Genomic DNA, 18,675 nt, shown 5'->3' on the forward strand with positions numbered 1-18,675 from the left:
TCGAGGAGTCGTAGCCGATCTCGAGGATCTTGTCGCGGACGAGCTGGGCGATCGGGGCGTACGCCTTCGTCGTCACCTCGCCCGCGATGTGCACCTGACCGGTGGTGATGAGGGTCTCCACCGCCACGCGCGAGGTCGGGTCCCGGCGCAGCAGCGCGTCGAGGATCGTGTCGCTGATCTGGTCGGCGATCTTGTCGGGGTGGCCCTCGGTGACGGACTCCGAGGTGAACAGACGACGTGACATGCGGCTTCCTCCTGTGTGCGGCCCGGTGCACGGCCCTGTGCACGGCCGGTAGGGCGACCGTCGCCGACCTCCCTGGAGCCGCGCTCGAACGCGGCGCGCGCCCGGATCCCGGCCCGCCGCACCGGCCCCGCCGGAGGCACCGGCGGGGCCGGCCGGCGGCCCCCGACCGCCCGGCCCCGTACTCCGCGCGGACGGCGGCTCGGAAGGATGCCGCCGCGGCCGCGGCGGCCGCGGCTCAGACGGCCGCGCTCACCGCGACCCGCTCCGCGCGCGCCGGGCTGAGCAGCCGCCCGTGCAGCCGCTTGAGCTCCGCGGAGGGCTCCAGGCCCAGTTCCTCTGCGAGCAGCCGGCGCACCTTCTGGTAGGCCTGGAGGGCCTCCGCGCGCCGTCCGGCGGCGCCGAGCGCGCCGATGAGCCGGCTGTGGAACCACTCGTTGAGCGGGTAGTCGTTGATCAGCTTGCGCAGCTCCGGTATGGACTCCCGATGACGGCCCAGCGCCTCCTGCGCCTCGATGCGGGTCTCGAAGGCCCTGATGCGCAGCTCCTCCAGGTGCACGATGTGCCCGGCGAGCACGTCGCCGGCGGGGAAGTTCGACAGGGCCGGACCGCGCCACAGGTCGAGCGCCTGGCCGATCGTGCGCAGCGCCCGCTGGGGCTCCTCCTCGGCCAGCTCGTACCGGGCCCGGGTGACGAGCCGCTCGAAGATCCGCACGTCGACCTCGGAGTCCTCGACGCCCATCACGTAGCCCGAGGGGCTGGTGACGATCAGGCAGCGGCCGGGGGGCGCCAGCCGCTCCTGCGTGAACATCCGGCGCGCGTGGTAGACGTACGTCTGGAGCGTCGTGACCGCGCTGCGCGGGGGGGTCTCGCCCCACAGCTCCCGGATGAGGGCCTCGGCCGTGACGATCTCGCCGGGCCGGGTGAGCAGGAGCGCGAGCGTCTGGCAGACCTTGGGGGTTCCGGGCTGGTAGGTCCTGCCGTCGTCGGTGACGATCTCGAAGGGGCCGATGAGATTGAAGCGCATGGAAGATGACTCCTCATCAGCGAAAACGACGAAAAAACGGGACGGCTGGAATCAATAGAAGTCTCTTGTGCGGTGAATGCGCCCGTCAACAGGGCCCATGTCAGAACGCGGTCAATCTGCGTCAGAATTGAGCCACCTGTCGGCTGGAACGTGAAACACGAAAAGACGGCCGCCCCGCCGGAATTCTCCGGCGGGGCGGCCGTCTTCGTTCAGACCGCTGCGCCTACTCGCCGAGCAGGTAGCGGATGTGCTTCACCAGCTCGCCGATGTCCTCGCGCAGCAGGCTGTAGTGGTCGGCGTCGAGGTCGATGACCGTCGGCGGCTCGGCCGAGTAGCCGCTGCTGTTCTCCAGGAACGAGTAGTCGTCGCCCACGGCCTTGAAGATGCTGATCGGCGCCTGGAGGGTGCGCTCGGCCAGCTCGTGGAAGGAGTACTCGAATTCGTAGGTCTGGCCCACGACCGAGATGATGCGGCGGGCGAGGTCGACGTCGATCCCCTTGAGCTCGCTGATGAACTCGGCGAAGGACGCCTCGTCCGTCACGGTCTCCAGGCACCGGTCCAGGTCCGGACCGGAAATGGTGCCGGTGAAGACGGAGAAGAGGATCGTGGTGTAGCCGCGGTTGGCGAAGGACGCCTCACGGCCCCACACCTTGCCGTTCTCGGCGCGCACCTTCGGGGAGCCCGGGGCGATCAGGAAGAGGTTGTCCACCTTCTCGCCCGCCTGCTCCAGCTGGTAGGCCGTCTCGAACGCCACGCGGGCGCCGAAGGAGTAGCCCCACAGGGTGTAGGGGCCGGCCGGCTGGATCTCCTTGAGGGCCTCGATGTCCTTCTTGGCCATCTCGGTGATGGTCTCGTACGGGGTCTCGCCCTCGTTGATGCCGTACGACTGGACGCCGTAGAACGAACGGCCCAGGCCGATCTCGCCGGCCAGGGAGCGCAGGTTCATCGGGTAGCCGCCCAGACCCGGCCAGCAGATCACGGGCCGGGCCTTGCCGGTCTCCGCGTGCAGGCGGACGAAGCGCGAGGACTCCTGGGCGACCTCGCGCTCCAGGCGGCGGGCGAGCTTCTCGATGGTCGGGGACTCCAGGACGCTCTGCAGCGGCAGGGAGACGCCCAGGCGCGCGTTGAGCTCGCGGACCAGGCCGACGGCGATCAGCGAGTTGCCGCCGGACTCGAAGAAGTCGTCCTGGACGGAGGCGTTCTCACGGCGCAGGGCCTTCTCCCAGACGCCCGCGATCTCCTTCTCGGTCTCCGTGCGCGGGGCGACGAAGGGGCGCTCCACGAGCTCGGCGTTGACCTGGTCGGAGGCGTCGAGCGCCTTGACGTCGATCTTGCCGTTGGCGGACAGCGGCAGCCGCTCGAAGACCACGACCCGGTTGGGGATCATGTAGTCCGGCAGGAAGCTGACGAGGTCGTCGCGGATGAGCTCGGCCGGGCCGCGCATGTGGACGCTGTCCTCGCGCATGCCCTCGTGGGCGATCTGCTCGTCGCTGATGCGGCCGCCGACGAAGAAGTACATCGGACCGCCGTCGACGCCGTTGGCACCGAGGACGGCGTCCATGCGGCGGGACGCGGGCAGCGGGTTGCCGGTCTTGGAGCTGTAGCCGGAGGACATGAAGCCCAGGTTCAGCCCGTTCATCATCAGGTGCTGGAGCTTCTTGCCGAGGGTGATGTACTTCAGCCACTCCTCCTCGGCCCGGCTGTAGACGCTGATGCCGAAGCTGGCGGCCTGGTACACCGACTGGTTGATCGCGATGACGTGCTTCTTGAGGACGACGTCGTCCGAGAAGCGGGTCAGCTCGCCGTTCTCGTAGCGGTACTGGCCCTCGGGCAGACCGGCGATCTTGTTGCCGTGCGTCTGGACGTAGACCTCGGCGTGGTCCTCGCGCCGGCCCGCGTGCGGGACCAGCTCGAAGGTGCCCAGGTAGTAGTCCTCGTCGGCGACGTCGAGCAGGTCCTTGACCGCGGGCTCGTAGGCGCGGTCGTGGATGTCGAGGCCGTAGGCCGGCAGGATCTGCTCGAAGAGGCCGACCATGTGGCCGGTCTCGATCTCCAGGACCTCGACGATGTTGTTCTTGTAGACCGGCTCGATGCCGCTCTTCTTGCCGATGAAGTGGATCTGCGCCGTGGCCTTGCCGGTGGCCTCGCGCTCGCTGATCAGCACGAGCTGGTGGCGGACCGGCTGGTAGTAGTAGTAGCCCGGCTTCAGACCGCCGACGCCCTCCAGCTCGAAGTACATCTGCGTCGCGTACAGCGCGCCCGGGGAGGCGTAGCCGTACTTCGGCAGCAGGCGCTCCTCGCTGATGTACTGGCCGAACCAGCGCAGGATCTGGCCGAGTTCGGCGGGGGCCAGGTCGGCCGCCTTGCGCGACTGGCCGGCGGTGACCGTGGCGCTCAGCAGGCCGAGCAGGTCGGCCTGGGTGACGGCGCCGCCCTCGTAGAAGCGGTACGTCTTGCGGGCGAAGACCCGGGCGCGCTGCTCGGGGGTGGGCTCGGAGCCCTCGAGGTCGAAGGCCGGCCGGGCGGCCAGCTCGGCGTCGTCGCGCAGGCCCGGGTTGGACAGCTGCGCCTTGACCTGGAGCTTGCTCTTCTTCGACGCGTGGTGGGAGCCGTGGTTGCCCTGGTCCATCAGGGCGGCTTCCTTCTCGCTCAGCTCGATGCAGGCGATCAGGTTCTGGAAGCCGGTGCGGCCGTCGTTCTTGACGATGACGGCGGCGTTGCGGACCCAGTCATGGTTCTCGATCGCCAGGGATATCTCGTCCAGCTCGACGCGGTAGCCGCGCAGCTTGACCTGGTTGTCGGCGCGGCCGGCGAACTGCACGGTGCCGTCCGCGTTCCACTGGCCGAGGTCGCCCGTCTTGTACAGGCGGACCGGCTCGGCGCCCTCCTCCAGCTCGATCTCCAGGAAGCGCTCGGCGGTCAGGTCGTCGCGGTGCAGGTAGCCGCGCGCCAGCTGGACGCCGCCGATGTACAGCTCGCCGATCTCCCCGACGCCGACCGGCTTCAGGGTCTCCTTGTCGAGGATGTGGTACGTGGTGCCGTGCACCGGGGAGCCGATGGAGATGGACTGCGGGCCCTCGTCCAGTTCGGCCGGGTCGACGGGGAACGACGACGAGTTGATGGTCGTCTCGGTCGGCCCGTAGACGTTGATGAGCGCCCGGCCGGGCATCTCCTGCGTGGTCTGGATGGCCAGCAGGCGGGAGAGGGCCTCGCCGCCGCTGAAGATCTGCTGGAGGGAGACGCACTCCGGGAACTTCTCGGTGTCGAGCAGGCCCTGGAGCAGGGTCGGGACGCACTGGAGGGTGGTCACGCCGTGCTTGACGATGGTCTCGATGAGGCCCTCGGGGTCGGCGTAGACGCCGGGGGCGCCCATGACGACGGTCGTGCCGTTGGCCGGGGAGAGGATCTCCCACTGGGCGGCGTCGAAGCTCATCGGGGTCTTCTGCAGGATGACCTTGCTGCGGTCGATCGCGTAGGTCTCGCGCAGCCAGCCCAGCTGGTTGACGATGCTGCGGTGCTCGATCATCACACCCTTCGGCTTGCCCGTGCTGCCGGAGGTGTAGATGACGTACGCGAGGGTGTCCGGGCGGGCGCCGCCGCCGGCGGGGGCCTCCTGGCCCTCGGGGCGGACGAAGGCCTCGGACTCGCGCAGGGTCACGATGGTGACGTCCTGCGGGGCGAGTTCACGCAGGCGGGACACCAGGCGCTGCTGCGCCAGGATGATCTTCGCCTCGCTGTTCTCGATCATGTAGCGCAGCCGGTCCTCGGGGTACTCCGGGGAGAGCGGCAGGTAGGCGGCGCCGGCCTTGAGGATGCCCCAGGCACCGACCATCAGGTCGATGGACGGCTCGACGAACAGGCCGACGCAGTCGTCCGCGGAGACGCCGAGGTGCCCCAGGTAGTCGGCCAGCGCCGAGCTTCTGGACCCCAGCTCGCGGAAGGTGAGCTTCTCATCCCGGTAGGCGACGGCGATCGCGTCGGGGTGCTCGGCGACCTGCTCCGCGAGCAGGCCGGGCAACGTGGTGGTCCCCTGCAGGGTGGGCTCGAGCACGCTGGTCTCCTGAAGAGTCATTTCCCGCTTCCTTACGTTCCGTTGTGGAGCACGGGCGCGGTCGGGCGCCCCCGCAACCGGGCTCCGGCGTGGTGGCGAGCCCGAGGTACGACACTCACCGCGAGCGTGGGGGGTGGCGTCCGCGCGGGGCGGACACCGCTGGAAGCGGTGGGCGTCGGTGGCCGAGCTGCAGCTCGGCCGGGACGTGCGTAGAACTGAGGGGCGCAAGGGCAATGCCTCACCACCCGGAAGGTCCGGAACGGCGCGGTGCGTGCGGCCGCCTCCCCCTACGGACGGACGGGCCCCCGTCAGGCCCGCCCGTCCGGGCGATCACCGGTTCTGCAGGAGCCGGGTTACTGATCCGTTCTCGAACACCGCGCGCGAGGCGCCCGCGATGAGCGGGGCGATGGACAGGACGGTGACCTTGTCCAGTCCGAGCGCCCCGGGCACCGGGAGGGTGTCCGTGAACACGAACTCGCTCACCTGCGAGTTCTTCAGGCGGTCCGCCGCGGGGCCGGAGAGCACCCCGTGCGTGGCCGCCACGATGACGTCCCGCGCCCCCTGGGCGAAGAGGGCGTCGGCGGCGGCACAGATCGTGCCGCCGGTGTCGATCATGTCGTCGACCAGGACGCAGACGCGGTCGCGGACCTCGCCCACCACCTCGTGGGCGGTGACCTGGTGGGCCACGTCCTTGTCGCGCCGCTTGTGGACGATGGCCAGCGGGGCGCCGAGGCGGTCGCACCAGCCGTCGGCCACGCGCACGCGGCCGGCGTCGGGCGAGACCACGGTCAGCGCTTCGCGGTCCACCTTGGAGCCGATGTAGTCCGCGAGGACCGGCATGGCGAACAGGTGGTCCACCGGACCGTCGAAGAATCCCTGGATCTGGTCGGCGTGCAGGTCGATCGTCAGGATCCGGTCCGCGCCGGCGGTCTTGAGCAGGTCCGCCACCAGGCGGGCCGAGATGGGTTCCCGGCCGCTGTGCTTGCGGTCCTGTCGCGCGTATCCGTAGAAGGGCAGGATCACCGTGACACTGCGTGCGGAGGCCCGCTTCAGCGCGTCGATCATGATGAGCTGTTCCATGATCGACTTGTTGATGGGGGCGGTGTGGCTCTGGACGACGAAGCAGTCCGCGCCGCGCACGGAGGCGTGGTAGCGGATGTAGATCTCGCCGTTGGCGAAGTCGATCGCCTTCGTCTCGACCAGCTCCGTGCCCAGCTCCGCCGCGATGGCCTCGGCCAGCTCGGGGTGCGCGCGCCCCGAGAAGAGCAGCATCTTCCCGGAGTCGCTCACGCGGCGCTCTCGGCGAGCGTCGGGTAGTCCGTGTAGCCGGTGTGGTCGCCGCCGTAGAACTTGCTCTGGTCGGCCTCGGCCAGCGCGGCGCCGGTGCGGATGCGCTCCGGCAGGTCCGGGTTGGCGATGAAGGACGAGCCGAAGGCGACGGCGCAGGCGACGCCGGCCTCGAGCGCCTGGCCGGCGATCTCGCCGCTGACCGGGACGCCGTTCTCCGGGTGCGGGCACAGGACGATGGTGCCGGTCCACTGCGCGCGCAGCGCCTCGATGTGGTCGCGGTTGCCGCCCTCGAGGACGTGCAGGAACGCGACGGGCGGCAGGGCCGCGACGAGCGCCTCGTAGAGGGCGCGGGTGTCGCCCTCCACGATGTCGTTGTACGGGTTGGACGGCGAGATGCGCACGCCGACGCGGTCGGCGCCGATGCGCTCGGAGACCGCCTCGATCACCTCGATCGCGAAGCGGATGCGGTTCTCGACCGAGCCGCCGTACTGGTCGGTGCGCTGGTTGGTGTTCTCCGCCAGGAACTGGTGGAGCAGGAAGCCGTTGCCCGCGTGGATCTCCACGCCGTCGAAGCCGGCCTCGATGGCGAGCTCGGCGGAGTCCGCGTGCTCCTTGACGACCTCGGCGATCTCCTCGACCGTCAGGGCGCGCGGCTCCGGGTAGTCGAGCGGGCCCTGGGGGCCGTAGGCCTGGCCGGCCGCCGCGATGGCGGACGGGGCGACCGACTGGTGGCCGCTCGGGTAGAGCGAGGGGTGGCCGATGCGGCCGCAGTGCATGAGCTGCGCGACGATCAGACCGCCGCGGGCGTGCACGGCCTCGGTGACCGGCTTCCAGGAAGCGGCCTGCTCCTCGGTGTGCAGACCCGGGCTGTTGCCGAAGCCCTGGCCCGTCACGGAGGGCTGGGCGCCCTCGGTGATGATCAGGCCGGCGCCCGCGCGCTGACCGTAGTAGGTGGCCATCAGGTCGGTGGCGAGGCCGTCGGCGGTGGCCCGGTTGCGGGACATGGGCGCCATGACCACTCGGTTGCCCAGGGCCAGCTTCCCCAGAGTGACCGGCTCGAACAGCTTCTCGGACATGTGTGTCTCTCTCCAGACTGAGGTCAACGCGTGGTGCGGTGGTGGTTCGCAGGGGCGGGTCAGCGCCCGGCGCGCTCGGCGAGGTGCGCGGCGTGTGCGACGGCCAGCCGGCCGGCCGCCTCGGCGCAGGAGGCGAGGACGGCCATGTTGGCCTTGGCGCTGCGGCCGTCGGTGGCGGCGTCGACGGCGCGCATCAGGTACTTGGTGATGGCCTGGCCGGAGACCCCGTCGCGGGTGGCCTCGGCGACCGCGGCCCGGATGGCCGTGTCCACCTCGACGGAGTCGATGGCGTCCTCCTCCCGGACCGGGGTGGTGATCAGGAAGGAGCTGTTGTTGCCGAGCGCCCAGTGGGCCTCGATGGCGCGGGCGATGACCTGCTCGTCGTCCAGGCGGTGGGGCGCCTTGTGGCCGCTCGTACGGCAGTAGAACGCGGGGAAGTCGTCCGAGCGGTAGGCGACGACGGGGACGCACTGCGTCTCCAGGTACTCCAGGGTCAGCCCGAGGTCGAGGATCATCTTCGCGCCCGCGCAGACCACCGCGACCTTGGAACGGGTGAACTGGATCAGGTCCGAGGAGACGTCCCAGGTCTCCTCGGCGCCGCGGTGCACGCCGCCGATGCCGGCGGAGGAGAAGAACGGGATCCCCGCGAGCTCGGCAGCGACCACGGAGGAGGCCACCGTGGTGGCGCCCAGGCCGCCCTGCGCCAGGATGACGGGCAGGTCCCGGCTGGACACCTTGGGGATGTCCGGCAGGGAGGCGAAGCGCTCGATGTCGGCGTCCGACATGCCGACGCGGATCTCGCCGGCCTCGATGCAGATCGTCGCCGGGACGGCGCCGCCGGCCCGCACCGCGTCCTCCACCTTGCGGGCGGTGGCCGCGTTGTCCGGGTACGGCAGGCCGTGCGTGATGACGTTGCTCTCGAGGGCGACGACGGCCTTGCCCTCGTGGAGGGCCTCCCGGACTTCCTCGGTGTAGACGACGGGGATGCCGCTGCTTGCGCTCATCGGGTCTCTCTCAACTCTCGTTCCAGTAGCCGGGTCGCTTGACCAGCAGATCCGGGCGGGCCGCTATCTCGGAGAGGACCTGGTCGTCCCAGTCCTCCGGACTGACCGGCTCGACGGAGATCGAGACGGTGTCCTCGCCGGTGGCGAAGGTCTTCGTCACGGCGGCGGTGACCGCCTCGTCGATCGCCTGGAGCTGCTCGGCCGTGAAGTCCCTGGGGTAGTGCCTGATGTGGATGTGGGGCACGGCTTCGGTCCTCTCGCGCGTGGTTCGTGCAGGGGGTTGGTGGCACACCGCGGACGGGGGAGGCCGCGGTGTGCCACCACCACTCCCCACCCGCCTCGGGGGTGGTGACGGGCGGGGAGTCTGTGGCGGGTGTCCTCGGCCTAGGCCTTGACGGACTCCCGCGAGGTCTCGAGGGCCGGCTCGGGTTCGGGCCTGGGCTTGCCCTTGCGCGGCTGGGCCAGGATCACGGACGCGACCACGGTCAGGGCTCCGACGATCTGGATCGGCGAGAGCGACTGGTCGAGGACGAAGTAGCCGAGCAGGGTGGCGGCCAGGGGCGAGGCGAAGCTCAGGAACGACACGGCGAGCGCGGGCAGCCGGGCCACGCCGCGGAACCAGATCGCGTAGGCGAACAGGGCCCCGATGATGCCGAGGTAGGCGAAGCCCCAGAGGTTCTTGGCGGTGATCTCGCTCGGCAGGCCCTCGCCGATCAGCGTGATCGGGAGCAGCACCAGCCCGCCGACGGTGAGCTGCCAGCCCGTGAAGGGCAGCAGGCCCACGCCGTCGGGGCGCCCCCAGCGCTTGGTCAGCACGATGCCGGAGGCCATGCTGAGCGCGCCCAGCAGACCGGCGATGACACCGGTGGCGTTGAGGCCGGCGTTCGGCTGGAGGACCAGCAGGGCCACACCGCCCGCGCCGAGGGCGCAGGAGATCAGGTGGATCGGCTTGATCTTGTCCTTCAGCAGGGCCGCGCCCAGCAGGAGCACGATCATCGGCTGGATGGACATCACCAGCGCCGCGACGCCGCCGGGCAGGTGGTAGGCGGCCACGAAGAGCAGGTAGAAGAAGGCTCCGATGTTGAGCACGCCGAGCACCAGCGCGCGCCACCACCAGATGCCCTTGGGCAGCGTCCGGCCGATGAGCACCAGGATCAGGCCGGCGGGCAGGGCACGGAGCAGGGAGGCCAGCAGCGGCCGGCCCTCCGGGAGCAGCTCCGTGGTGACCAGGTACGTGGACCCCCAGATCGCCGGCGCGAGTGCCGTCAGCGCGGAGTCGGCAACGGTACGGCTGCTCTTCATCAGGCGACTGCCGAGTCGGTCGTGCCGAAGTAGCGGTCGCCGAAGTCGCCGATGCCCGGGATCATGAACGCGTTCTCGTTGAGGCGCTGCTCGATCGAGGAGGTGACGATCTTGACGAGCGGGTACGCGGCGTGGACGGCCTCGATGCCCTCGGGCGAGGCGAGGAAGTTGACGAAGACGATGTTCCCCTCCTTCACGCCGGCGTCGAGGAGGACCTCGATGGCCGCCTTGGCGCTGCCGCCGGTGGCGAGCATCGGCTCCAGGAGGAGGACGTGCCGGCGGGCGATGTCCTCGGGGAAGTTCTTGTAGTACAGGTGCGGGAGCTTGGTGGTCTTGTCCCGCTGGATGAGCAGCTTGCCGACGGTGATGTCGGGGATGACCTGGCGGAGCTCGTCGAGCATCGAGTCACCGGCCCGGACCACGGGCACGGCGCACAGCTGGGGACCGAGTCTCAGTCCCTCGTACGTCTCTCCGACCGGCGTGATGGCCTCGTGCTGGTCGAACGGCAGCTGGTTGAGCGCCGATTCGAGCAGGAGGCGGATGATGCGCCGGGAGTAGAACACGAAGTCCGCGCGGGAGGCCCTGCGGTCACGGATGATCGTGTGCATGGCGCGGAGCTGGTTGGTCTGCGGCAGCGGGTGGACATTGTGGTGGCCGGTCGCCATGAGAAACCTGCTTTGCGTCGGTCGTGGAGACGTGCTGCGGCCGGGCCCGGGGCCCTGCGGGGCCCCGGGAACCGCAACCGTGTGGTCGGGTGCCGGGATCAGCCGTTCGCGATCTCGGCGAAGGCCTTCCGCGACTCGGCCACGAACTTCGCGACCTTGGCGCGGTCCTTGCGGCCGTCGGGGCCCTCGAGGAGGCTGTGGGCGTCGACGGCGGCGGGCTTGACGAAGCGGATGGCGTCGGCGACGTTCTCCGGGCTCAGGCCGCCGGCCATCATCAGGGGCTTGGGGGAACGGCGCACGAGCTCGGCGCTGACGTTCCAGTCGTGGGTGAGGCCGGTGGCGCCCTTGGCACCGGTGGCCGGGTTGAAGGTGTCCGTGATGAACATGTCGACCACGTCGGCGACCTCGTCGACGAGCTGGAGGAGCTCCTCGGCGTTGTCCTCCTTCACGACCAGGCTCTTGAGCACGTACAGGTCGGGGCGGTTGGCCTTCAGCTTGCGCAGCTGCTCCGGCTCGACGTCGCCGTGGAGCTGGACGGCCTTGACACCGAGCTGCGTGGTGAAGGCGCTGATCTCGTCGGCATCCGTCATGTAGCTGATGAGGACGCCCTCCTGGGGAGCCGTCAGCCCGGCGATGATCTCCGAGGCGGCCGCCTCGGAGATGTCGTCCTTGCCCGACGGGAGGCGGAGCGGGAAGCCGAACCAGTCGCAGCCTTCCTCGGCCAGCATCTTGGCCTCTTCGGCGTCGATGATGCCGGCGACCTGCACCAGGTCCTTCACGTCACTCATGTGTGTTCCTTTGCGGAATGATCTGATGAATCAAACAGGCTTGTGAATCAAACAGACTTACGAGATGGCGAGTGGACGTGTCCCGGTATGACGGACTTCGTTACACGTCACGGGATGCTCACGAAAAGCCTCGTTGGTGCCGATCTGTAGGTCAACGGGATCTATGTCAGATCCCGGTCAACCTTCTTCATTTCTCGGTCAGTTGTGGCCGGGACCCGCTCGACCTCCGGCTCCCGGGCGAGTAGGCACTCCTCCAGGAAGGCCATGACCCGCAGGTGGTAGCTCCGGGAGGCCCAGCCCAGACTGACGTTGTGTCCAGCATGCGGCTGGATGACCACCTCTGTGGAGGCCCCGCTCAGCGGAGTCAGCAGTTCCTCCACGGCCGCGCGGTCCCGCCTCCACCAGAGCTCCTGTTCGGCGAACGTGAAGCGAACGGGGGCCCGCACACCGGCCGCCACGTCGGGGTACGCCACCGGCCACGCGGGGGTCTCCCGGGCCTCCTCGGCGGGTACCGGCCGCACCAGGCCGGTGCAGGCCCGGAAGGCCTCCGGCGGGTAGAAGCGCAGCGCGCCCCAGTGCCGGCGCCACTGCCCGGGGAAGTCCGCCCCGGGCAGCTGCCCGGGCTCCACCGCGAAGTGGCGGCCGACTCCGCACAGGTCCACGCCGAGCGGCGCGAGCCTGCCCCGGGCGCCGGCGGCGGCGGACAGCGCGAGGCGGCCGCCGTTGGAATGCGCCACGAGGAAGACGCCCGCGCCGAGCCCGTGGCCGTCGGCGTACCCGTCGAGGGCCGCGAGCAGGGCGGCCGTCTGCCCGGCGAGGTCCAGCCCCCGCGGCAGCGCGGCCGCCGAGGCCCCGTACCCGGGCCGGTCCAGGGCGAGCACGGCGAAGCCCAGCGAGGCGCCGAGCTCCAGCAGGGAGAAACCGGGCCGCACCCGGCTGTCGAAGTAGCCCGCGCTCATCCCCGCCCCGTGCAGGGCCACCACCACGGCCCGGGGCACGGGGTCCGCGGGCAGGGCGAGCAGCCCCGACAGCGGGATCCCGTCCGCGTCGAGGACGACGGACCGCACCGGGGGCGCGGCGGGGGACGGGGTGGTGGCCATGGGGGTTCTCCGGGGTGGGTCGGCACCCCGCCGGGGTCCCCCGGCGGGGTCAGGCGGGCCGGGCCGGCCGGCCGGGCGGGTTCGGGGCGGGACGCGCGGCCCGCCCCCGGGTGACGGCCAGCCCCCAGGCGGCCCTGCGGCGCAGGAGCGTGACCAGGGGCGGCGCCGGGTGCGGCCGGACCCCGTGCGGGGGCTCCCGTACGGGGTCGCGCACGGGTTCCCGCAGCGTCTCGCGGGCGGGGACCCAGTAGCCGGCGATCTGCACGGCGTTCATCCGGCGCTCACAGCCGGACCCCCGCGAGCTCGGGCAGGCGGACGCCGGAGTCCCACACGACGCGGAACGAGACGTGGCTCAGCCGCCAGCCGTCCGGGGTGCGCACGGCGTGGGCCTCGGTGTGCCCGCCGACGTCGAAGTGGGCCGCGGGGCCCGCTGCGGCGTGGTGGACGTGGGTGGTCAGCTGCTGGGCCCGGACGACGGCCCGGTCCCCGTCGAGGGCGACGGAGTGGTTGGCGCTGACGTGGTGCGTGCGCGCCCACCGCTCCCGTGCCTCGCGCTGGAAGGCGGCGAAGGCCTCGACGCCCGTGCACACGCCGATCGGGAAGGCGAAGGTGGCGTCCTCGGTGAACAGCGCGGCGAACCGGGCCTCGCCCGGGCCGGTTCCGTCGAAGGTGTCCAGGGCGACGACGTAGCGGTCGAAGAGCTCGCGCAGCTCGGCGCGGTCGTGCAGCACCCGTATCTGGTCGCGCAGGTCCGCGATGTCGTCGTAGGTCGATGGCATGGCCTCTCCTGTGGGCGGACTCACGGGGTTCGGCGGTCAGGAGTGTCCGCCCACGAACTCCTTGACCGAGGCGATGACGTAGTCGAGCATCTCCTCGGTCAGCGCCGGGTAGACGCCGACCCAGAAGGTCTGGTCGGTGACGATGTCGCTGTTGGCGAGGTCGCCGACGATCCTCTGGGGCTGCCCGATGTAGGCCGGGTGGCGGGTGAGGTTGCCCGCGAACAGCCGGCGCGTGCCGATCTTGCGGCCCTCCAGGAAGTCCACCAGGGCGGCCCGGCTGTACGGGGCGCCGGGGTCCACGGTGATCGCGAACCCGAACCAGCTCGGGTCGCTGCGCGGGGTGGCCTCGGGGAGGATCAGGTGCGGCACGCCGTCGAGCCCCTCGCGCAGCCGCCGCCAGTTGCGGCGGCGGGCCTCGCAGAACTCGTCGAGCTTGTCCAGCTGGGTCAGGCCGAGGGCCGCCTGGATGTCGGTGGCCTTCAGGTTGTAACCCACGTGGGAGAAGATGTACTTGTGGTCGTAGCCCTCGGGGAGGGTGCCCATCTGGTAGTCGAAGCGCTTGAGGCACTTGTTGGTCTCGCCCGGCTCGCACCAGCAGTCCCGGCCCCAGTCGCGCAGCGACTCCACGATCCGGGCGAGCGCCAGGTTCGAGGTGAGGACGCAACCGCCCTCGCCCATGGTCAGGTGGTGGGCGGGGTAGAAGCTGACCGTCGTGATGTCGCCGAAGGTCCCCGTCAGCTGCCCGTCGTAGGTGGAGCCGACCGCGTCGCAGTTGTCCTCGATCAGGAACAGGCCGTGCTCCTCGGCCAGTTGGGCGATCTCGGCGACCTCGAAGGGGTTGCCCAGAGCGTGCGCGATCATGATCGCCCGGGTCTTGGGCCCGATGGCCTGTGCCACCCGGTCGGCGGTGGTGTTGTAGGTGCCCAGCTCGACGTCGACGAAGACGGGCACCAGGCCGTTCTGGATGATCGGGTTGACGGTCGTCGGGAAGCCGGCGGCCACCGTGACGACCTCGTCGCCGGGCCGCAGCCGCCGGTCCTCCAGCAGGTGCGAGGTGAAGGCCGTCAGGGCCAGCAGGTTCGCCGAGGAGCCCGAGTTGACCAGGTGGGCCTTGCGCCGCTTGAGCGTGCGGGCGAAGCGGGACTCGAAGCGGCGCGAGCTGGGCCCGGCGGCGATGCGCATCTCCAGCGCGGCCTCGACCAGCGCGGTGCGGTCGCGCTCGTCGAGGACCGCGCCGGCGGGCCAGATCTCGGTGGTGCCGGGGACGAAAGGCCGATCGTCCTGCACGTCCTGATGGAACTTGGCGGTCTCGTCGAGGATGAGTCCTTTGTGGACGTTCATGACGGAGTGGGGTCCCTTCCCGGCCCTGACGGCCGATGGTGCGGTGGTACGGGGGACGGCGCGGGGCGGTACTGCCCCGCGCCGGTCAGGCGGAGCGCGGCCCGGCGGGGTTGTCGCGCCAGGTGCGTGCGCCGTGGAAGGCCCGGGGCTGCCGCGGACAGCGCCAGCCCGCCAGGGTGGGCCCGCCGCCGGCCGTGCCGCCGTGCTGGCCCTCGTAGGCCGCGGCCCGGGCCAGCACGACGGCGGTGAGCGCCGCGAGTTCCTCGGCGTCGGGACGCCCCCGGACCACGTGGATGAGGCCGGTCTCCGGTTGCCCGTCCATGGACTGCTCCTCGTCTCGTGACGTCCCGCCGGCGTTCGCGGCGGCGGGTGTGACTGCCTGCCGGTCAGACCGCGGTGGCGCTCAGCTCGTCCACGGCCTCCGCCAGCCGCTCGGGCGTGTGCGTGCTGTGGACGCGGGCCCCCGGCAGGATGCGGCGGACCAGCCCGCCGAGCACCCGGCCGGGGCCCACCTCGACGAAGCGGTCGGTGCCCGAGGCGGCGAGCGTCTGCACCGCGCCGGTCCAGCGCACCGGGGTGGTGAGCTGGCCGCGCAGGGCGACGACGGCCTCGGCGGCCGTCGTCACCCAGCCGCCGGTGACCCCGGAGACCAGCGGCACGGCCGGATCGCGGAACTCGGTCGCGATCAGCGTCTCGGTGAACTCGGCCTCGGCCTCGCCGAGCAGGCTGGAGTGGAACGGCCCGCCGGTACGCAGCCAGGCCACCCGCGCCCCGGCCGCCCGGGCCTCCTCGGTGACCCGGGCCACCGCCTCGGCCTGCCCGGACACCACGGTCTGCCGGGGCTCGTTGTCCCCGGCCACCTCGACGACCTGGCCCGTGGCCGCCCGGGTCTCGGCGCACAGGCGCGTCAGGTCCGGGCGGCTCAGGCCGATGACTGCGGCCGTGGCGCTGCCGACCCGGTCGCCGACGGTGGCCACCAGCTCGCTGCGCAGCCGGACGAGCCAGAGCGCCTCGGTCCACTCCAGGGCGCCCGCGGCCACCAGCGCCGCGTACTCGCCCAGGCTGTGCCCGGCCACCGCGTCCGGCTCCAGGCCCCGTCCGCGCAGCACCTCCAGCACGGCCATGCTGGTGAGGAAGGCGGCCGGCTGGGCCACCGTCGGGTCCTCCAGGTCCCGGGGGGACCCTTCGACGCACAGCCGCGACAGCGGGAACCCGAGGAGGTCGTCGGCGGTGCGGTAGTGGGTGTCGGCGAGGTCGGGCCGCAGGGCGAGCAGCTCCTTGCCCATGCCGGCGCATTCGGAGCCCTGGCCCGGGAAGAGGAAGGCGGTGCGGGTCATCCGGTCACGTCCTTACTTGCGGTTCAACTGGCGAGGACCGTGTCGTGCGGTCCGGGGGCGGCAGCGCCGCACACGGTGTTGCCTGCGGCCAGCCAGGTGTCGGGCACCCACCTGACGTTGACGACCTTGGGGGCCTGGCCCTTGACCGCGACGGCTGCGGCGTGGGTCGTGTCGGCCGGGACGCCGACCATGGTCCAGCCGTCGGGGTGGCGGTCCAGTTCGGTGCCCAGGTAGTCCTCGGCGGGCGAGCGGCTCAACCCTGTCCCAAGCCCCTTGAGAAACGCTTCCTTGCGCGTCCAGATCTGTCCGAAGAGGTGCCTGCGCGCGTCGCCGGAGCCGGCCCGGGCGATTTCGAGCTGCTCGTCGGGGTGCAGGGCCTTCGAGCAGATGTCCACCGTCTCGGCGCCGGGGAGTTTCTCCACGTCAACGCCGAGCGGGACCGTTCCGACGCCGACCATGGCCACTCCCCCGCTGTGCGAGAGGGAGTAGTGCAGGGGCGGCGGCGGGGGCGACAGCGCCGGGCGGCCGTGCGCCTCGCCGCAGCCGGGGCAGGGCTCGCGCATGAAGCGGACGTCCTGGGGCAGGGTCGCGGTGTAACGTCCGAGCAGCCGGCGCACCGCGACGTGCGCGGCGGCGTAGAGCATGCCGTCCGAACGGCGGATGAAGGCGTCGGCGCGCTTGCGCTCGTCCGCGTCGAGTTCGCCGATCGCGAGGGCGTCGGCGTCGGCCCCGGTGGGGCGGCGGATCAGCCAGAGGTCGACCCGGTCGGCGGAGAGGGTGAAGTCGGGCCGGTCGAGACCCTGGTGGTTCACCACCGGACGAGCGGCCGGCAGCAGAGTGGTAGTCGTCATGCCGGCACCGCTGTCCCGTGCAGGTGGGCCTCGGGACCGAGCTGGCCGGCGAGGCAGTCGATGAGCTCCTGGGCGCTGTTGGCGAGCAGCAGCCGCTGGAGGTTCACGTCGACGCCGAGCGTGGCCTCCATCCGGTACTGGAGTTCGATGCCGGAGATCGAGCCGATGCCGAGGCAGCCCATGGGGCGGCCCGTGGTGTCGACGAGGTGCGGCTCGATGCCGAGGATCCGGCCGAGCTCCTCGCGCACGTACTGCTCGAGGATCCGGGTGCGCTCGCGCAGCCCGGCGGTGGCCAGTACGGCCATGTCGGGCCTGGTCATGTGGACCAGGCCTGTGTCTGTCTCGTATGTCTGCGACATGTGAAGTGTGGTCATGATGCTTTCCGGTTCGTAGGGGGCACCGCCGCAGGGAGAGGGGTCGGCGGTTCTCGGGAAGGTTCGGTCGAAGGGTGTACGAGGCCGGCGAGGGCGACGCCCGCGCCGGCCAGGCCGACGGCGGTGACCAGCCCGAGCGCCGCGCCCGGGCCGGAGGTCGTGTACAGCGCGGACGTCAGGGCGGGGGTGAGTGCCGCGCCGAGCTGCACGCAGGTCTGGTAGAGGCCGCCGGCCGCCGTACGGAGGCCGGGGTGGAGGGATCCGGTCGCCTGGAGGTGCAGCGCGGTGAAGGCGAGCACGAAGGCGAGGCCGACGAGGGACATCGAGGGCAACAGTTCGACATACCGCACCCCGCCCGCACCGGAGTCCGGATAGAGCGCGTATCCGGCCGGTGCGGCGAGCGCCCCGGCGGCGACGGCCCGCGCGGGCCCCAGCCGGGCGGCGATCCGCCCCGAGTGCAGGGCGGTCAGGGCGAGCGGCGCCGCGGCGGGCAGGAACCCGAGGGCGGTCTCCCAGGCACTCCACCCGTCCCGCCGCAGGTCCAGCGCCGCGACCAGCAGGAAGCTCACGTAGGAGCCGTTGAGCGCGGCCGCCCCGAGCGCGGAGCGCACCAGCGGCGCGTGCCGCAGCAGCGCGGTGTCCACGAGCGGATGCGGGGAGGCCCGCTCGGCCCGCACGCAGACGAGGACCAGCACCGCCGCCGCGACGGCGCCGCCCCACCGCCCGCTGGACGACGCGTCCACGAGCAGCAGCGCCGCCCCGGTCGACGCGCCCCCCACCAGCACCGCGTACCGGCGCGGCCCCCCGTCGGGCACGGCGGGCTCCCGCGGGACCACCCGCAGCGCGGCGGCGAACAGCGCCAGTGCGACGGGCACCGGGAACGCCAGGGTCCACCGCCACCCGAGCCCGGTGAGCAGCCCGGACAGCAGCAGCCCCGAGCAGAACCCGGCGGCCCCGAAGAGGGAGTACACGGACACGGCACGCCGCCGTGCGTCCCCCTCGGGGACGGCGGCCACGATGATGGCGAGCCCGGTGGGCGCGGTCAGCGCGACACAGAATCCTTTCACCACCCGGGTGGCGACCAGCAGCCCCACACCGTCGGCCAGCGCACCGCCCAGCGAAGCGGCGGCGAAGACGAGGAGCGCGGCGAGGAAGACCCGCCGCCGCCCGAACCACTCGACCAGCCGGCCGCCGAGCAGCAGCGCCCCGCCGAACCCGGCGGCGAAGCCGGTGAGGATCCACTGGACCCGGGTGACGGGAGCCCCCAGCCCGCCGCCGACGGCCGGCAGCGCCACCAGGGTCGCGGACACCTCCAGGGCGTCCACCAACATGTTCGCGGCGAGCACGGACACCAGAGCCCAACGGGCCCCGACCCGGGCGCCGGAGGCAATGCTCATCGAGGAGTACACGCTCGCATTCGGAAGAAGGGGCGGGCCGGCCGGGGAGGGA

Annotated in this window: 19 protein-coding genes; all 19 read right to left on the reverse strand. The window is 71.6% G+C overall.

The annotated features are described in order from the left end of the window. Nucleotides 1-244 (reverse strand): S-adenosylmethionine synthetase N-terminal domain-containing protein (locus AB0469_RS36360; protein WP_366455834.1); only part of this gene is annotated, 244 nt, incomplete at its 3' end. Nucleotides 245-479: 235 nt separating this feature from the next. Beyond that, complete coding sequence (locus AB0469_RS36365) at nucleotides 480-1,268, reverse strand: AfsR/SARP family transcriptional regulator (protein WP_366455835.1); 789 nt, start codon at nucleotides 1,266-1,268, stop codon at nucleotides 480-482. Between the two features lie 223 nt (nucleotides 1,269-1,491). Then, nucleotides 1,492-5,340 carry an amino acid adenylation domain-containing protein gene (locus AB0469_RS36370; RefSeq protein ID WP_366455836.1) on the reverse strand — a complete coding sequence of 1,283 codons (3,849 nt, stop codon included), beginning with the start codon at nucleotides 5,338-5,340 and terminating at the stop codon, nucleotides 1,492-1,494. Between the two features lie 309 nt (nucleotides 5,341-5,649). Beyond that, a complete protein-coding gene (locus AB0469_RS36375; RefSeq protein WP_366455889.1) occupies nucleotides 5,650-6,591 on the reverse strand; it encodes a ribose-phosphate diphosphokinase in 942 nt (313 codons plus the stop codon). 14 nt (nucleotides 6,592-6,605) lie between these two features. Beyond that, the gene (locus tag AB0469_RS36380) at nucleotides 6,606-7,685 is read right to left on the reverse strand and encodes an alkene reductase (RefSeq protein ID WP_366455837.1); all 1,080 of its coding nucleotides are present in this window, start codon (nucleotides 7,683-7,685) and stop codon (nucleotides 6,606-6,608) included. A 59-nt stretch (nucleotides 7,686-7,744) separates the two neighbouring features. Beyond that, nucleotides 7,745-8,689, reverse strand: coding sequence for a pseudouridine-5'-phosphate glycosidase (locus AB0469_RS36385; RefSeq protein ID WP_366455839.1), 945 nt, complete (start codon nucleotides 8,687-8,689; stop codon nucleotides 7,745-7,747). A 10-nt stretch (nucleotides 8,690-8,699) separates the two neighbouring features. After that, nucleotides 8,700-8,933 (reverse strand): tautomerase family protein, encoded by a 234-nt coding sequence (locus tag AB0469_RS36390; RefSeq protein ID WP_042820002.1) that lies wholly within the window; start codon nucleotides 8,931-8,933, stop codon nucleotides 8,700-8,702. Between the two features lie 140 nt (nucleotides 8,934-9,073). Continuing rightward, nucleotides 9,074-9,991 carry an EamA family transporter gene (locus AB0469_RS36395; RefSeq protein WP_366455840.1) on the reverse strand — a complete coding sequence of 306 codons (918 nt, stop codon included), beginning with the start codon at nucleotides 9,989-9,991 and terminating at the stop codon, nucleotides 9,074-9,076. Then, nucleotides 9,991-10,656 (reverse strand): uracil phosphoribosyltransferase, encoded by a 666-nt coding sequence (upp, locus tag AB0469_RS36400; protein ID WP_366455841.1) that lies wholly within the window; start codon nucleotides 10,654-10,656, stop codon nucleotides 9,991-9,993. The genes AB0469_RS36395 and upp overlap by 1 nt, the downstream gene beginning before the upstream one ends. Before the next feature lie 98 nt (nucleotides 10,657-10,754). After that, the gene (locus AB0469_RS36405; RefSeq protein ID WP_366455842.1) at nucleotides 10,755-11,444 is read right to left on the reverse strand and encodes a phosphoribosylanthranilate isomerase; all 690 of its coding nucleotides are present in this window, start codon (nucleotides 11,442-11,444) and stop codon (nucleotides 10,755-10,757) included. Nucleotides 11,445-11,605: 161 nt separating this feature from the next. Beyond that, nucleotides 11,606-12,544, reverse strand: coding sequence for an alpha/beta hydrolase (locus tag AB0469_RS36410; protein WP_366455843.1), 939 nt, complete (start codon nucleotides 12,542-12,544; stop codon nucleotides 11,606-11,608). Between the two features lie 49 nt (nucleotides 12,545-12,593). Continuing rightward, entirely contained in the window at nucleotides 12,594-12,818 is a 225-nt protein-coding gene (locus AB0469_RS36415; protein ID WP_366455844.1) for a hypothetical protein, read from the reverse strand. A 7-nt stretch (nucleotides 12,819-12,825) separates the two neighbouring features. Next, a complete protein-coding gene (locus AB0469_RS36420) occupies nucleotides 12,826-13,323 on the reverse strand; it encodes a nuclear transport factor 2 family protein (RefSeq protein ID WP_366455846.1) in 498 nt (165 codons plus the stop codon). A 36-nt stretch (nucleotides 13,324-13,359) separates the two neighbouring features. Continuing rightward, a complete protein-coding gene (gene rfbH, locus AB0469_RS36425; protein WP_042810231.1) occupies nucleotides 13,360-14,664 on the reverse strand; it encodes a lipopolysaccharide biosynthesis protein RfbH in 1,305 nt (434 codons plus the stop codon). Nucleotides 14,665-14,749: 85 nt separating this feature from the next. Next, the gene (locus tag AB0469_RS36430; RefSeq protein WP_366455848.1) at nucleotides 14,750-14,986 is read right to left on the reverse strand and encodes an acyl-CoA carboxylase subunit epsilon; all 237 of its coding nucleotides are present in this window, start codon (nucleotides 14,984-14,986) and stop codon (nucleotides 14,750-14,752) included. A gap of 64 nt (nucleotides 14,987-15,050) precedes the next feature. Beyond that, nucleotides 15,051-16,001 carry an ACP S-malonyltransferase gene (locus tag AB0469_RS36435; RefSeq protein ID WP_366455849.1) on the reverse strand — a complete coding sequence of 317 codons (951 nt, stop codon included), beginning with the start codon at nucleotides 15,999-16,001 and terminating at the stop codon, nucleotides 15,051-15,053. 23 nt (nucleotides 16,002-16,024) lie between these two features. Then, the gene (locus AB0469_RS36440) at nucleotides 16,025-16,852 is read right to left on the reverse strand and encodes a 4'-phosphopantetheinyl transferase superfamily protein (protein ID WP_366455851.1); all 828 of its coding nucleotides are present in this window, start codon (nucleotides 16,850-16,852) and stop codon (nucleotides 16,025-16,027) included. Further along, entirely contained in the window at nucleotides 16,849-17,226 is a 378-nt protein-coding gene (locus AB0469_RS36445; protein ID WP_366455852.1) for an acyl carrier protein, read from the reverse strand. Before AB0469_RS36445 ends, AB0469_RS36440 begins: the two co-directional genes overlap by 4 nt. Next, nucleotides 17,223-18,623: an MFS transporter gene (locus AB0469_RS36450; RefSeq protein WP_366455853.1), complete on the reverse strand. Its 1,401-nt coding sequence runs from the start codon at nucleotides 18,621-18,623 to the stop codon at nucleotides 17,223-17,225. The genes AB0469_RS36445 and AB0469_RS36450 overlap by 4 nt, the downstream gene beginning before the upstream one ends. Nucleotides 18,624-18,675: the final 52 nt, after the last annotated feature.

The sequence above is a fragment of the Streptomyces sp. NPDC093801 genome, assembly GCF_040701585.1.
Taxonomy (GTDB): Bacteria; Actinomycetota; Actinomycetes; order Streptomycetales; family Streptomycetaceae; genus Streptomyces.